Annotated in this window: 13 protein-coding genes and 1 pseudogene; 13 read left to right on the forward strand and 1 reads right to left on the reverse strand. The window is 54.7% G+C overall.

Annotated elements, in window-relative coordinates; genetic code table 11:
• Window positions 1-76 precede the first annotated feature (76 nt).
• The 10 genes and pseudogenes from AC1DWM_RS16520 to AC1DWM_RS16565 all read left to right on the forward strand — a co-directional run bounded on the left by AC1DWM_RS16520 (window position 77) and on the right by AC1DWM_RS16565 (window position 9,208).
• On the forward strand, window positions 77-1,246 hold the full coding sequence (locus AC1DWM_RS16520) for a phage tail sheath protein (protein ID WP_477795686.1): 1,170 nt from the start codon (window positions 77-79) through the stop codon (window positions 1,244-1,246).
• Window positions 1,247-1,261: 15 nt separating this feature from the next.
• On the forward strand, window positions 1,262-1,777 hold the full coding sequence (locus tag AC1DWM_RS16525) for a phage major tail tube protein (protein WP_477795687.1): 516 nt from the start codon (window positions 1,262-1,264) through the stop codon (window positions 1,775-1,777).
• A 15-nt stretch (window positions 1,778-1,792) separates the two neighbouring features.
• Complete coding sequence (locus tag AC1DWM_RS16530) at window positions 1,793-2,113, forward strand: phage tail assembly protein (protein ID WP_477795688.1); 321 nt, start codon at window positions 1,793-1,795, stop codon at window positions 2,111-2,113.
• Window positions 2,114-2,121: 8 nt separating this feature from the next.
• Window positions 2,122-2,241: a GpE family phage tail protein gene (locus tag AC1DWM_RS16535; protein WP_477795689.1), complete on the forward strand. Its 120-nt coding sequence runs from the start codon at window positions 2,122-2,124 to the stop codon at window positions 2,239-2,241.
• Window positions 2,231-4,987: a phage tail tape measure protein gene (locus tag AC1DWM_RS16540; protein WP_477795690.1), complete on the forward strand. Its 2,757-nt coding sequence runs from the start codon at window positions 2,231-2,233 to the stop codon at window positions 4,985-4,987. Before AC1DWM_RS16535 ends, AC1DWM_RS16540 begins: the two co-directional genes overlap by 11 nt.
• A gap of 5 nt (window positions 4,988-4,992) precedes the next feature.
• A complete protein-coding gene (locus AC1DWM_RS16545; RefSeq protein WP_477795691.1) occupies window positions 4,993-5,433 on the forward strand; it encodes a phage tail protein in 441 nt (146 codons plus the stop codon).
• Window positions 5,430-6,688, forward strand: a pseudogene (locus AC1DWM_RS16550) (phage late control D family protein). The gene AC1DWM_RS16545 and the pseudogene AC1DWM_RS16550 overlap by 4 nt, the downstream one beginning before the upstream one ends.
• 57 nt (window positions 6,689-6,745) lie before the next feature.
• Window positions 6,746-6,946: a Com family DNA-binding transcriptional regulator gene (locus AC1DWM_RS16555; RefSeq protein ID WP_477795724.1), complete on the forward strand. Its 201-nt coding sequence runs from the start codon at window positions 6,746-6,748 to the stop codon at window positions 6,944-6,946.
• Window positions 6,907-7,761, forward strand: a complete 855-nt coding sequence (locus AC1DWM_RS16560) for a DNA cytosine methyltransferase (RefSeq protein ID WP_477795692.1) — start codon at window positions 6,907-6,909, stop codon at window positions 7,759-7,761. Before AC1DWM_RS16555 ends, AC1DWM_RS16560 begins: the two co-directional genes overlap by 40 nt.
• Before the next feature lie 496 nt (window positions 7,762-8,257).
• Entirely contained in the window at window positions 8,258-9,208 is a 951-nt protein-coding gene (locus AC1DWM_RS16565) for a hypothetical protein (RefSeq protein ID WP_477795693.1), read from the forward strand.
• A 126-nt stretch (window positions 9,209-9,334) separates the two neighbouring features.
• On the opposite strand, the gene AC1DWM_RS16570 is transcribed toward AC1DWM_RS16565, so the two are convergent.
• The gene (locus AC1DWM_RS16570; protein WP_477795694.1) at window positions 9,335-9,679 is read right to left on the reverse strand and encodes a hypothetical protein; all 345 of its coding nucleotides are present in this window, start codon (window positions 9,677-9,679) and stop codon (window positions 9,335-9,337) included.
• A gap of 1,229 nt (window positions 9,680-10,908) precedes the next feature.
• On the opposite strand from AC1DWM_RS16570, the gene AC1DWM_RS16575 reads away from it, so the two are divergent.
• The 3 genes from AC1DWM_RS16575 (at window position 10,909) to AC1DWM_RS16585 (ending at window position 12,950) form a co-directional block, all read left to right on the forward strand.
• The gene (locus AC1DWM_RS16575) at window positions 10,909-11,400 is read left to right on the forward strand and encodes a hypothetical protein (RefSeq protein WP_477795695.1); all 492 of its coding nucleotides are present in this window, start codon (window positions 10,909-10,911) and stop codon (window positions 11,398-11,400) included.
• A gap of 412 nt (window positions 11,401-11,812) precedes the next feature.
• The gene (locus tag AC1DWM_RS16580; RefSeq protein ID WP_477795696.1) at window positions 11,813-12,181 is read left to right on the forward strand and encodes a hypothetical protein; all 369 of its coding nucleotides are present in this window, start codon (window positions 11,813-11,815) and stop codon (window positions 12,179-12,181) included.
• A gap of 103 nt (window positions 12,182-12,284) precedes the next feature.
• Window positions 12,285-12,950 carry a hypothetical protein gene (locus AC1DWM_RS16585; RefSeq protein WP_477795697.1) on the forward strand — a complete coding sequence of 222 codons (666 nt, stop codon included), beginning with the start codon at window positions 12,285-12,287 and terminating at the stop codon, window positions 12,948-12,950.
• Window positions 12,951-13,302: the final 352 nt, after the last annotated feature.

Here is a 13,302-nt window from a genome sequence, read left to right on the forward strand (position 1 = left end):
TCCTCACCGCGCGACGAATTGACGTACGCGCGGCAGCCTGTGCACTGACTCAACATTCACTGCACAGGCCGCAACCATGTCCGACTATCTTCACGGCGTGCGAGTCATCGAACTCAACGATGGCTCACGCCCGATCCGCACCATCCCCACCGCCGTGATCGGCATGGTGTGCACCGCCGACGATGCCGACGCAACAGTCTTCCCCTTTGACACCCCCGTCCTGATTACTAGCATCCAAACCGCCATCGGCAAAGCCGGCGTAAAAGGCACCCTCGCCGCCAGCCTCCAAGCCATCGCCGACCAGACCAAACCCTACGTCATCGTCGTACGCGTGAAGGAAGGTCAGGACGAAGCCGAAACCACCAGCGCCCTGATCGGCACCACCACCGAGTTGGGCAAATACACCGGCATGAAAGCCCTGCTCGCCGCCAAGTCGAGACTCGGCCTGGTGCCGCGCATTCTCGGTGTCCCAGGCTTGGACACCCTACCCGTCGCCACGGCACTCGCGGCCATCGCCCAACAACTACGGGCGTTCAGTTACGTCAGCGCCTGGGGCTGCAATACCAAAGAAGAAGCCGTCGCCTACCGCAAAAACTTCGCCGCCCGCGAAGTCATGGTCATCTGGCCGGACTTCCTGAGCTGGGACACCGTCACCAGCAAAACCGTGAGCGCCACCGCGACCGCTCGCGCCCTCGGACTGCGCGCGAAGATCGATCAGCAAACCGGCTGGCACAAAACCCTCTCCAACATCGCTGTCAACGGTGTCACCGGGATCAATGCCGACGTGTTCTGGGACCTGCAAAACCCGGCCACCGACGCCAACTACCTGAACAGCCACGAGGTCACCACGCTGATCAACGAAGGCGGTTTGCGCTTCTGGGGCAGTCGCACCTGTAGCGACGATCCGCTGTTCGCGTTCGAGAGTTACACCCGCACCGCGCAGGTACTGGCCGACACCATGGCCGGCACGCAGATGTGGGCCATGGACAAGCCGCTGCACGCCTCCCTGGTGCGCGACATGATCGAAGGTGTGAACGCGGAATTTCGCAGCAAGGTGTCCGCCGGCTACCTGATCGGCGGCCATTGCTGGTACCCCGAAGACATCAACACCAAAGACACGCTCAAGGCCGGCAAACTCTGGCTCGATTACGACTACACACCGATCCCGCCGCTGGAAGACCTCACCCTGCGTCAGCGCATTACCGATCGCTACCTCATCAACTTCGCCAGCCAGATCAATCGCTAACCGGAGAGCTGCGCCATGGCCATGCCGCGCAAACTGAAAAACCTCAACCTGTTCAACGATGCCAACAGCTACGTAGGCGTCGTGAAGTCGGTCACCCTGCCACCCTTAGGCCGCAAGATGGAAGCCTATCGCGGTGGCGGCATGAACGGCCCAGTCAAGGCCGACCTGGGCTTCTCCGACGACGGCATCCAGTTCGAATGGAAGACCGGCGGCCTCGATCTGATTTCCCTGCGCCAGTTCGGCGCCGTCAATGCGTCGGGCGTGGCGCTGCGGTTCGCCGGCGCTTTCCAGCAGGACGACACCGGCGACGTCAGCGCCGTGGAAGTCGTCCTGCGCGGCCGCCACGAAACCATCGAGATGGGCGACCACGAACCCGGCGAAGACACCGAACACAGCGTCACCACCACCTGCACCTACTACAAGCTGATCGTCGACAGCGAAGACATCATCGAAATCGACTTGCTCCACTTCATCGAGAAGGTCAACGGCGTCGACCTGCTCGAAAAACAGCGCGCCGCTATCGGCCTCTAACCCTTGGAAAACGCTATGCAGACTGCTGAAATTCAACCGCTCGCCGACGACAACACCGTCACCCTCGACGCGCCGATCAGGCGCGGCAAAACCAGCATCGACGTCATCACTTTGCGCAAGCCTTCTTCAGGCGAGTTGCGCGGCGTGCAACTGGTTGAGTTGCTGAACATGGACGTGGCCACCCTGATGAAGATCCTGCCACGCATCACCAGCCCCGGCATCACCGCCCCGGAAGCCGCCGCCATGGACCCCGCCGACCTGCTCGCCTGTGGCAGCAAAATCTCCGGTTTTTTGTTGCAGAAATCGGTGAAGACGGACGCCTTCCTCGTTGCGTAGAGGACGCCATGGCTGACTTGGCGGTGGTCTTTCACTGGGCACCGGCTGATATGAATCAGCTGGGCCTGCAAGAACTCATGGAATGGCGCGAACGTGCCAGGGCGCGGAGCGTCGCCGATGGCGAATGACTTAAAACTTCGGGTACTGCTCAGCGCCATCGATAAGGCCACGCGGCCGCTGAAGGCGATCAACAACGAAAGTATCGGTGCCGCCCGCGCACTGAAAGACGCTCGCGACCGCCTCAGGGCACTCAACACCCAACAAAAAGACATCAGCGCCTGGCGCACACAACGGGCGGCCGCCGAGCAAGCCGAGCTGGCCCTCGGTGCTGCACGTGACAAGGTCAAAGCACTCCGCCAACAGTTCTCGACCATGGGCGCTCCCACGAAAGCCATGGCGAAGGACTTTCGCTCAGCCGTGCGTGAGGCGCAGAAGCTCAAGCAGCAACATCAACTCAATAGCGAACAGCTTCAAAACCTGCGCGGTCGATTGAGCGCTGCCGGCATCAGCACCAAAAACCTCGGCGACCATGAGCGACAATTGCGAGAGCAGGTCCGCGCAACCAACAACAGCATCAGCGAACAAACCAAACGTCTGGCCGCACTGGGCGCTCAACAGCGACGACTGGCAGCGGCTCGCGCGTCCTTTGATCAATCCAAACACCTTGCCAGCAGCATGTCAGGCAAAGGCGCCACTGCCGTGGCTGGTGGCGGCGCAACACTATACTCGGGCGCAAAACTGCTTGCGCCGGGCATCGACTTCGACGCCAGCATGAGCAAAGTGCAGGCGATCTCCCGACTCGATGAAAACTCTGAAGCGCTCGGCGCATTGCGCAGCCAGGCACGCGAACTAGGCGGTAAAACACAATTCACTGCTGGCCAGGCTGCGGACGCGCAAGGCTTCCTGGGCATGGCCGGCTTCGATCCTGCAGCGATCAAAGCCGCGATGCCGGGAATGCTCGACCTCGCAGCCGCTGGCGGCGCCGATCTGGCACAGACCGCCGACATCGCCTCAAACATCCTGTCGGGGCTCGGTATGAACGCCGGACAAATGGGCAAACTGGGTGACGTATTGGTGGGCACCTTCACGCGCTCGAACACCAACCTGCAGATGCTCGGCGAAACAATGAAATACGCCGCGCCGATGGCGAAAACCTACGGCGTTGAGCTGGAGGTCGCAGCCGCGATGGCGGGTAAATTGGGTGACGCCGGTTTGCAAGGCAGCATGGGCGGCACCGCGCTCAGCTCAATCATGAACCGCTTGGCCGCCCCGCCCAAGGCAGCCGAAAAAGCCTTGCAGCAACTGAACATCGTGACCGCCGACGCCCATGGCAATTTGAGAAACATGCCGGACATTCTCAAAGAGATTTACGACAAAACCAAAGACCTGGGCACTGCATCAAAAGGTGGGATGTTCAAAGCCATTGCCGGCGAAGAAGCGGTCAAAGGCATGACCCAACTGGTGGAGCAAGCGGGCACAGGTGAGCTGCAAAAGCTCATCGTGAGTCTGCGGCAAAGCCAGGGCGAAGCCTCGCAGACCGCCACCGTCATGGCCGACAACCTCAAGGGGGATCTGAAGACCTTGAGCAGTGCTTGGGAAGATTTGGGTATCGAGCTGCAAACCCAGCAGGATGGTCCGTTGCGCGGGCTGATCCAGTCCGTCGCAAACGTCATCCGAGGCATCAAAAGCTGGGCTAATGAAAACCCGAAACTCGCCGCCGGCATTGTGAAAACCATCGCCATCATCGCGGCACTGGCCATCGCGCTTGGCGGATTGTTGATGGTGGCAGCCAGTGTACTGCTGCCGTTTGCGGCATTGCGTTTGATGTTCGCCCTGATGGGGATCCGCCTGCCCGGTCTGATCAGCCTGCTGTGGAAGCTCGGCCGGTTCGTGCTGCCCTTCGTGGGCAAAGCACTGCTCATGGTTGGACGTGCGCTGATGCTCAACCCCATCGGCCTGGCAATCACCGCCATCGCAGGTGCGGCTTACCTGGTTTACAAAAACTGGGACGCGGTGAAGGCCTACTTCGCCGATGCGTGGCAAGAAATCAAAGCCGGGTTCAATGGCGGCACCAGTGGCATCCTCAAAACCTTGGCCAACTTCAGCCCTGTCGGGCTGCTCTACCGGGCCTTCTCTGCGGTGATGAAATACCTGGGCATCGAACTGCCCAGCCGCTTTACAGAGTTCGGAGGAATGATCATCGACGGTCTGGTCAATGGGCTAACGGCAGGCGTCGGAAAGCTCAAAGACGTCATGGGCGACATCAGTGATTCAACCATCGGCTGGTTCAAGGAAAAGCTCGGCATCCAGAGCCCGTCGCGAGTGTTTGCCGAACTGGGCGGCTTCACCATGGCGGGTCTCGCCCAAGGATTGGAAAGCGCGAAGAAAGGCCCGCTCCAAGCCGTCAACACGATCAGCCAGCAAATCACCAAGGTCGGGGCGTTCGCGTTCCACTCACCGGCAATTTCGCCGCCGACGTTTGCCACGACGGCGTTCGCTGCGCCTGCTACGTCTGCCGTACAGACCAAGGAAGCACGAGTAGCCGTACTCGGGCCTCTCGCCGAGCATCATCCGACAGCAAAGGCCAAAACCAGCGAGCTGCTGCCAACCATCGTTAAATTCGGCAAACAACTGGCCATTGGAGGATTGGCGTTTGGCTGGATGTCCATGCCGTCCTTCGCCATTGATGACCGCGCGCCCCTCAGCCCTACTCCAACGCCGGCCTTCGACAGCCACGACACCTATGAAATCAACATCCACACCACACCGGGTATGGATGCGTTGGCGGTGGGCCGTGCAGTGCGCGCAGAGCTGACCCGCGTCCAGTACGAGAAAGATGCCCGTCAACGCAGCCGACTGGCCGACCTGGAGTAATCCCTATGATGCTTGCCTTGGGTATGTTCGTCTTCAGCCTTTCCACCGCGGCTTACCAGGCATTGCAACGCCAGACCGAATGGCGCCACGTCAGCAACCCGCGCATCGGCGCAGCCCCAGCACGGCAATTTGTCGGGCGTGGTGACGACGCCATCACCCTCCCCGGCATCATCCTGCCCGAGCTGGCGGGCAGCACCCTCAGCCTGGATACCCTCCGCCTGATGGCCAACACCGGTAAAGCCTGGCCCATGGTGGAAGGCAGCGGCCGTATCTACGGCCTGTGGGTGATCGAAAATTTGAATGAAACCAAGACGGTATTTTTTCGCGATGGCACACCGCGCCGGATCGAATTCAGCCTCAACCTGAAGCGCATCGACGACGACCGCATTGACCTGATCGGTGCGGGAACCAGCGTGGGCGTCAGCATCATGAGGCGTTTGCTGTGATCGACGCTGCGCTCTCACGGGTGACCGGCTTCCTCAACGACGCCGCCGAACGCTATCGGCGCGACGCCGCTTATCCAGTCCCGGCGATCCGTATCACCGTCGATGGCAAAGACATTGCCCCCGCGATCATCCCTCGACTCATAAGCCTCGATCTGATGGACAATCGTGGGATCGAGGCCGACCAGCTGACCCTGAGTCTCAGCGACCACGATGGCCTGCTGGCGATTCCGCCCAAAGGCGCAATCATTCGACTCTGGCTCGGCTGGAGCGATACCGGCCTTGTGGACAAAGGCACCTACACCGTCGATGAAACCGAACACCACGGCGCCCCGGACGTACTGAACATCCGCGCTCGATCAGCGAACTTTCGTAAAAGCCTGAAGACCAAACGCGAACGCAGTTGGAGCAACACCACCCTCGGCAAAGTGCTGAGCAACATTGCCCTGAGCAACGGCTTGAGCGCGACCATCGCGGCCCCCTTGAAGGCTTATCCATCCTGCAGCTCGACCAGGCCAACGAGTCCGACGCCAACCTGATCAGCCGTATCGGCGAAGAGTTCGACGCCGTGGTCACCATCAAGGCCGGCCGCTTGCTGTGCCTGCCTGCGGGCGGCGGCAAGACCGCCAGCGGAGCCGAACTGCCCCATATCACCCTCACCCGTGCCGACGGTGACCAGCACCGCTACCTGCAAGCCGACCGCGACCGCTACGACGGTGTGCGCGCCTACTTCTACGACGTCAACAGCGCCAAGAAACAGGAGGCTATTGCCGGTGGCGGAGAAAACCTCAAAGTCCTGCGCCACACCTACAGCGACTACCAGTCCGCCCTGCGCGCAGCCCGGGCCGAATTCAACCGCCTGCAACGCGGCAGTGCCACGCTCAGCTACACGCTGGCCCGTGGACGACCCGACCTGATTCCCGAACTGACTTACACGCTCCAGGGTGTGAAGGATGAGATCGACGAAATCATCTGGTACGGCGGCAACGTGCAGCACACCCTCAGCGCGGACAACGGCTACACCGTCAGCCTGGAGCTGGAGAGCAAACTGCCGGACGACACCGTTGAGGATCTGGTCGAAGTGAACAACGGTGACTTTACCGGGCTCATTGCCCACTACCGCGAAAAGAAGACCGGGAAGGAAAAGACCGTGACGGCTGGGGACCAGCGCAAGCCGAAGCGGTTGCGCTGGTTGTACGCCACTGAGAAAGCCGCGAAGCGGGCGGTGGATCGAGAGTGGAGGCGAATGCAGCAATAAAAACCATGAGCCCGGCTGGTTATGACCAAGGACAAATTCCCTTTCAAGGACGACTTCATGCAGGACATCCGTTGCGGCCACTGCTGCCGCAAACTCGCCGCCGCCAGCGGCTTCATTGAGTTACAGATCAAGTGCCCGCGTTGCCGGACACTCAACCACTTGAAGGCCCAGAGCCTCCCCCAAGCGTGCCGCGAGCATCCAGAACAACGAGTTCATGAATGCAGCATCCCACCATTGGAAGCCTGTTCGCAGGCATAGGAGGTTTTGATGTCGGATTTGAAAACGCCGGTTACCGCAGCGCCTGGCAAGTTGAACTCAACCCGGTCAACCGGGCTGTGCTTGCCGATCGATTTCCCCATGCACGCCAATTTGAAGACGTGCGCCAATGCGGCGCCCACAACCTGTCCCCTGTCGACGTCATCACCGCCGGCTTCCCCTGCCAGGACATCAGCGTCGCCGGAGCCCGAGAAAGCAACCGAGACCACCGCGGACTACGCGGCGAACGCAGCGGCCTGTTCTGGGAAGTCATACGAATCCTCAAAGAAACTCAACCTCGCTGGGTGGTCCTTGAGAACGTCGTTAACCTGCTCGCTGTCAACGATAGCCAAGACTTTGAAACAGTCATCCGGGCCCTTGCGGACTGCGGGTATGTGGGATTTTGGCGAGTGCTTAATGCTCAATATTTCGGAGTCCCCCAGCAACGTCGTCGCGTATTCCTGGTCGCCGGTTATCGACAAATGCCCCCCTTCGAGTTCCTGGCTGACGCCGCGCCAGTGGACGCAATACCTCCAGCGTCTCAATCGATCCAGTGGCCACGGCCCGCGGATGCCTGGGCTGCCAATACTCTATTGGCCAGCAAAGCCGGCTCCCAAATCTCTCTGGGCTGTACCACTTTCGTCGCTCACGCGAACGGATGGGATCAGATGGCTGAGCGGCAGCGAGCGTCTGAAGATGATGGGGTTTGCCTCGGACTGGATGCGGCCAACCTTGCGGAGGCTTTTGGTGCCGGAAATGCCGTTGTTACGCAGGTGGCGGAGTGGGTTGGGCGGGGGTTGATCAAGGTTGACTATTGAGCTCGGAATGTAGACAGATGCCACTGAAAGATGAGCTTCTTTCTAACCCGGCGGAACATTCACGCACCACTTAACCGGCTAGGATCGCCTTGTAGCTTTCGTAGCTGAATCATTTTTTGATCGTTTTGCCGGGCCAGTCGACAGCAAACGGAAAACCTCCATTAGTGTCACTCCGTGCTTTGGAAGTTTTGAAACTAGGTGCGGGCCTCAAGTCAGCCCTGACGGGATCAGCACCAGGATTTAGGCACCGAGAGAACCGTAGACAATAGTTTCGTTAGTCAGTAATGTCACTTTGCCTCATGTCACTTTCCTCCTCGCCGGATTTCGCGATTGCTAACGGAGCACTCAGCCTATCAAGGAGTGAAACATGAGGCGGGGCATATGGGCATATTGATACGACGAGACAGTAACCAACGCGCCATCACAAATTTAGGAATGCGCTAATTAATAGCACTTGATTTTATACTCAACCTTACTCCAATTAAAGAGAATATGCATGTTCGACCTGAATAAGATTCGAAAAGAAATACATGAAAACATCAAGTTAAAAAATGAAATAGCGCTAGCTGGCGTGCGAGGTCAATTATTCTGGTTGTCAAAGACAGAAAGAAACTTCCGAAACTCCGCTATCTGCTGGGCATTAAAAGCTCAAGAGGGAACACTTGAAAAATTTCGCGACATATATAGCGAATCCAAATTAGAAAGCGACACTGAACTAGTAGCGCTCGCACGCAATTTATTTGAAAATGTCATATGGCTAAAGCTCTTCAACGAAGATGCAGATTATGGGCTGGTGTTTTATCACCATTTACTTGGCGAGCAACTAAAAAGCCAACAGCAAGTGATTGAAAAAAATATCGGCGAGATAAAACTTTTCAAAGAGCTCGCAGAGGAGGATAAAATTGATTTCGGGCCATAYACCGAACTAATGAACAAAACTAGCGCATCTGAAGAAGAGCTTAATCAGGCGCGAGAGTACCTGTCCAACCAAGGCGCTAGAGTGGACGAGAAAGCTCGCAACGCTTTCTCTATATACGGAGAATCAGCCAAGGTAAATGGCTATAGTTACCAAGCCCACATAATAGAAACTAAAATTATTCCTGAGCATGAGAAGCGCATATCAATTTTAAATGAGCATCTTGAAGAACTAAATAATTCGCACTCCGAAGCAGAGCTGTCGAAATTAAAAAAACTTGGTATATCGCACTGGAAATGGTATGACAAAGCGAAAATGGTCAAAATGAAAGACCACTACCATTTCCTGTATGCATTCACAAGCCGATCATTACACTGCACTGCAATGAGTATCATCACACCGAAAATTCTGGATGACAAAGAGAGGTATCTTCTGCTGGATTATATCTATATCACCAGCAGTAATTGCTACGATGAAATTAATAAATTTAGTTACCCTGGGAAAGTTGATTTGGCATATGTAGAGTTATAGCCCAACTAAGAAAAACGATCGAACTAGCTAAAGAGTCGTACATTCGGCCCGTACAATGCCAACCAGCAAAGTGCATGCATCTCTCTGCCCCGTTGCGGGCCGGACTGACGGTTAGTAATCTTGAATCTATGGAAAACTTGTTGTTGGCATTGTCATCTTCAAGCCTCTATGTAAATCTTCGTTATCAATGCAGTGCATTGATTCCACCGCGAAGGCCAGCGCCTCGTCTGCCAGCTCAAACAGATCGCAGAGGTCATCGCTATCAATTACTTTATTTTCGCGCAACGCATAAGCGCAGGTCAGCAATGCCTTGTGATGCGATCCAGGCTGGGCGAGTAGCGCGGCTTTGTCAGCAAGCAGGGCTTGCCAGTGCGATAAATTCTTTTGCGCGGCGCATGCCGTGCTTGTGATTGAGGTTTTCATCGAGTCGCTTCCCAAGGCCAACTCTGTATGCATTACCAGTATATTCATGATTCTCGGACCTCACTTACAGATGCTGAGGAAATGCCTTACGAACAGCAGAGAGAGGCTCAGAGAAAAGTCCTACTTATGACAGTTTATTGATGGCAAAAAAAAACCCGCCTCAGCCGAAACTGAAGCGGGCTTTTCCCCACATCAACGACCGTTACTTCAGGTCGTTAAAGTGGTCTCGCAGGAATTCGTAAAAGCGAAACGCTTGAAACGATTTCCATACGAGGCTCAACGTACGCAATAAAAGCTTCATACGTTTTGGCCTCCAGGTTGGGGGCCAAACCTCCAGCGCACTTACCGGATCACGCGTGCCTTCGGGAAGACACGCCAATGACTCCCACGAGGCGGCCGGTTGAGTTCCCTCCGAGCCATCATTCCGGCACGGGTGCAAAACCGTGTCAGAGGGGACGAAACTGTTATGTCACCGGCCAAACCTCATCGCTGCACTGGCGTGCGAGCGACGGCATATTAACCTAGAACTCCAAACGCGGCAGTCGGAAATGGGCGATCTTTTGGGCATCAAAGCGATGGATAGGCTTGATTTTGTAAAACGTTATTTCTGTCAGAGTCTATCGATCAGAATTCAACGCCGAGCAGCCACTTTCTGCACCTTCAAATGCCGTCAATCGGAATTGGCAAAATACATTGCAAGGATGAGCAAAGGTTAATACTATTGCCTCCACGCCAATGTCTCCCATGAGATGCGCTAAGCTCCAGCCGCAAACTGAGGCTTACAAAAGAACCGCCCCGCAAAGGCGGTTTTTTTTCGCCCTCCGTTTAGATATGAATCGTGTGCGTTGCGCTTCGGGCAGTGTTGCCGCATCGCGGTACAGTTGATCGAACAGCCCTCATCAAAAAATGTGCGTGCAAGCCGTCCAACGGCGCCAGTTGCGAAATTGCGCTCCACTTGACCACCCGCTTGCTCTCGACCTGAACCCAAAGCTGACCCTCAGGAATTCGAATGCTCAAACCCCATCCGCGAATTACACCATTGGCGACATATCGGTACATCGGGGAGGGGCATGAGACCCACTAAAAAACTGACTCAAGCAGCGCTATCTGCAATCCCAGATCAACGGTCATGGATTGTCATGAAATGAAAAAGTGCTGTCGCCAAAGGAAAGGCTGCCCCCCCCTCCGACTATAAGCTGATCCTAAAGATCTGCACGGCCCGCCCCGCTATTCGACGAATCGACCTACCGGTGCGCCACTGCTCCCAAGGGGGATTTATGTCAACTGAACATCACTACGCCTACGCGACGACCGCCGAACTCCTCGCCCTGCAGGATCGCGAACTCGATGCCTATTCGCGGACCCAGCTCGAGGCCGAACTTGGCCGCCGCGACCTGGCACCTGATCACCTGCAGGATCGCCGCGCGGAACCGATGGGAAAACAAACGGGGTTTTTTTGGTGGGAAACCTGGGCGCAGCTGGGCCTGCTTTTTGGGTCGTTGCTAATCATTGGACAGTTTTATCGGGCGCCGGCCGTTATGGTCGCCGTCTTGGTTTTTAACGCGCTGATCTGTTGGGGAATCCTGCGATATAACAAGTGGGTTTTTTTGTTCGCGACTGTGATCAGCTTTAACCCGATCCTTTGGATCGTAAACGGGATCTACCTTAAAAACCGCTGGCACCATCCTCAATGCAATGGAGGGAAAAGTGAAACCCGACGCAAATCAGCAGAAATAAGGAATTCATTCACATGGCGCTCGCGGTTCTGATAGCGCTCGAGCGATCAACAGATGAACGTCCCCCACAACCTGGGCCGATTGCTGACTGTCATCAAGGACTGCAGCCGACCCAAAGCTGACGGTGGCGTCAGTCAGAAATCGGACAGAAGTAGAAGACGACACGGTGATAGCAAATGGACAGGATCACTGATGCTGGTTTCAACTCTAGTGGGCAACTGGCCTTGGCGTCATCTATGTTGCATTTCTTCCTGAGTAATGTCGCGTTCGCATTGCCCACCTCTAAGCTTGACTAGGAGGTACAGGACGACAGGGAGCGTTATAGGACACGCCATTGCCGCAACAAACGCGACATGGCATGCTCCAAAATAGCGGTTACATCTTAAAGAAACCATGTGCACTGCTTCAGTGCCGGTTAACGAGCCATATAGTTAATGGAGTGGTCATGATTAAGCAGTTATCTACTTTTATTGGAATATTTTTCCTTGTGGGCGCCGCTAGTGCAGCAGATATCAAAGGAAATTATTCCTATCTCGCGCAAGGAGCGCAAAGCTGTGGGAAATTTATGGATGCAGTAAACAAAGGAAACAATGAGCAGAACTGGATTGACTGGAACAATTATCAATCATATACCTATGGTTACTTCACTGGTGTAAACAGATACCTTAACAACACTATAAACATCAAAGGCAATACAGATATGGCCGGGGTAATGGCTTATATAGAGAAATATTGTAAAGAAAATCCGCTAAAAGATTATTTTGACGCTATCGATGCGGTGCAGTCAGAACTTTACGCCAAGCGTACACGTTAACACTATCAAAACACCTTTATGTTTGGTTAGGTGAAGTGATTTAGGTTGTTTCAGACATGTTAATTTAATATATAAGTATTTCTAATGGCGCAAGGGGCTTTCGATGATGAAGATATTACTAACGCTTTCAATATCTATATTTGCAATGATGACAAGTGCCTTTACTTATGCGCTATCTAGTAATGGCATTGAGGGGACATATAGTGTCGCATTCAAACCGAAAAGTACCCAGGGAGAACTCGATGGATGCATGCTAGAGTATGTCGCAACATACAAAGACCACGCCTATCATCAGGGTAGTGACTACGTTATTAGTGGGTTCATTGGGGTGTATTTCATAAAAGACAGTCTCGCTTTAGTTTTAAAGGCCGGACCTGCCAAGCTTGATACGAAAATAAAAATAGAAGAACCGTATTTTATTTTCGCAAAAACTAACGATATTTCAACGGCCAGATTCAAAGGGAAAAACGTTAAGGGAGAAAACAACTTTAAGATTTCCGTTTTTTCGGTATTTGAAAATTTGGAAGTTATGGATTTTGTTGAGACATTGACTTCTGAAAAGTCTATCTCTATCGGTTACAACCTAAAAAAAGGTGGCATGGATGTTGTTGTGCCAATCGATCTGACAGTAAAGGATACAACCATTACAAATGATCAAGGTTTTGTAAGGGTTAACTCTGATGAAATGCTTGACTCTTTCGTTGTTTGTTACGCCTCGCTTCTTGATAAGCAAGTAAAGGCCGCTGAGAAAATTATTGGCAAACCATGATGCATATTAGTTTTATGTGGCAGCCTGATACCTGATAAGTGTCAATGTGCTATGGAGTTGCGCCAAATACAAATGGGTGGGCAAGTCTGCGCAATTACCCAGCCAGTCGCGGAAGGCAAAAAGCGTTGCAAGGGTGGGGTAGAATTAATAGCATGGATATACGCCAGTACTGTCCGTGAGACGAGCTAAGCCTCAGCCGCAAACTGAGGCTTACGAAAGAACCGCCCCGCAAAGGCGGTTTTTTTTCGCCTGTCGTTTGGATCTGGGTCATATGTGTCGGGCTTGGGCCAGTGCTTCCATATCTCGGTGCATGGGTGGACGAGGTGTGATTCGTAGGCTGTGGGGTAGCGTC

The sequence above is a fragment of the Pseudomonas sp. P4_C8 genome, from assembly GCF_056401975.1.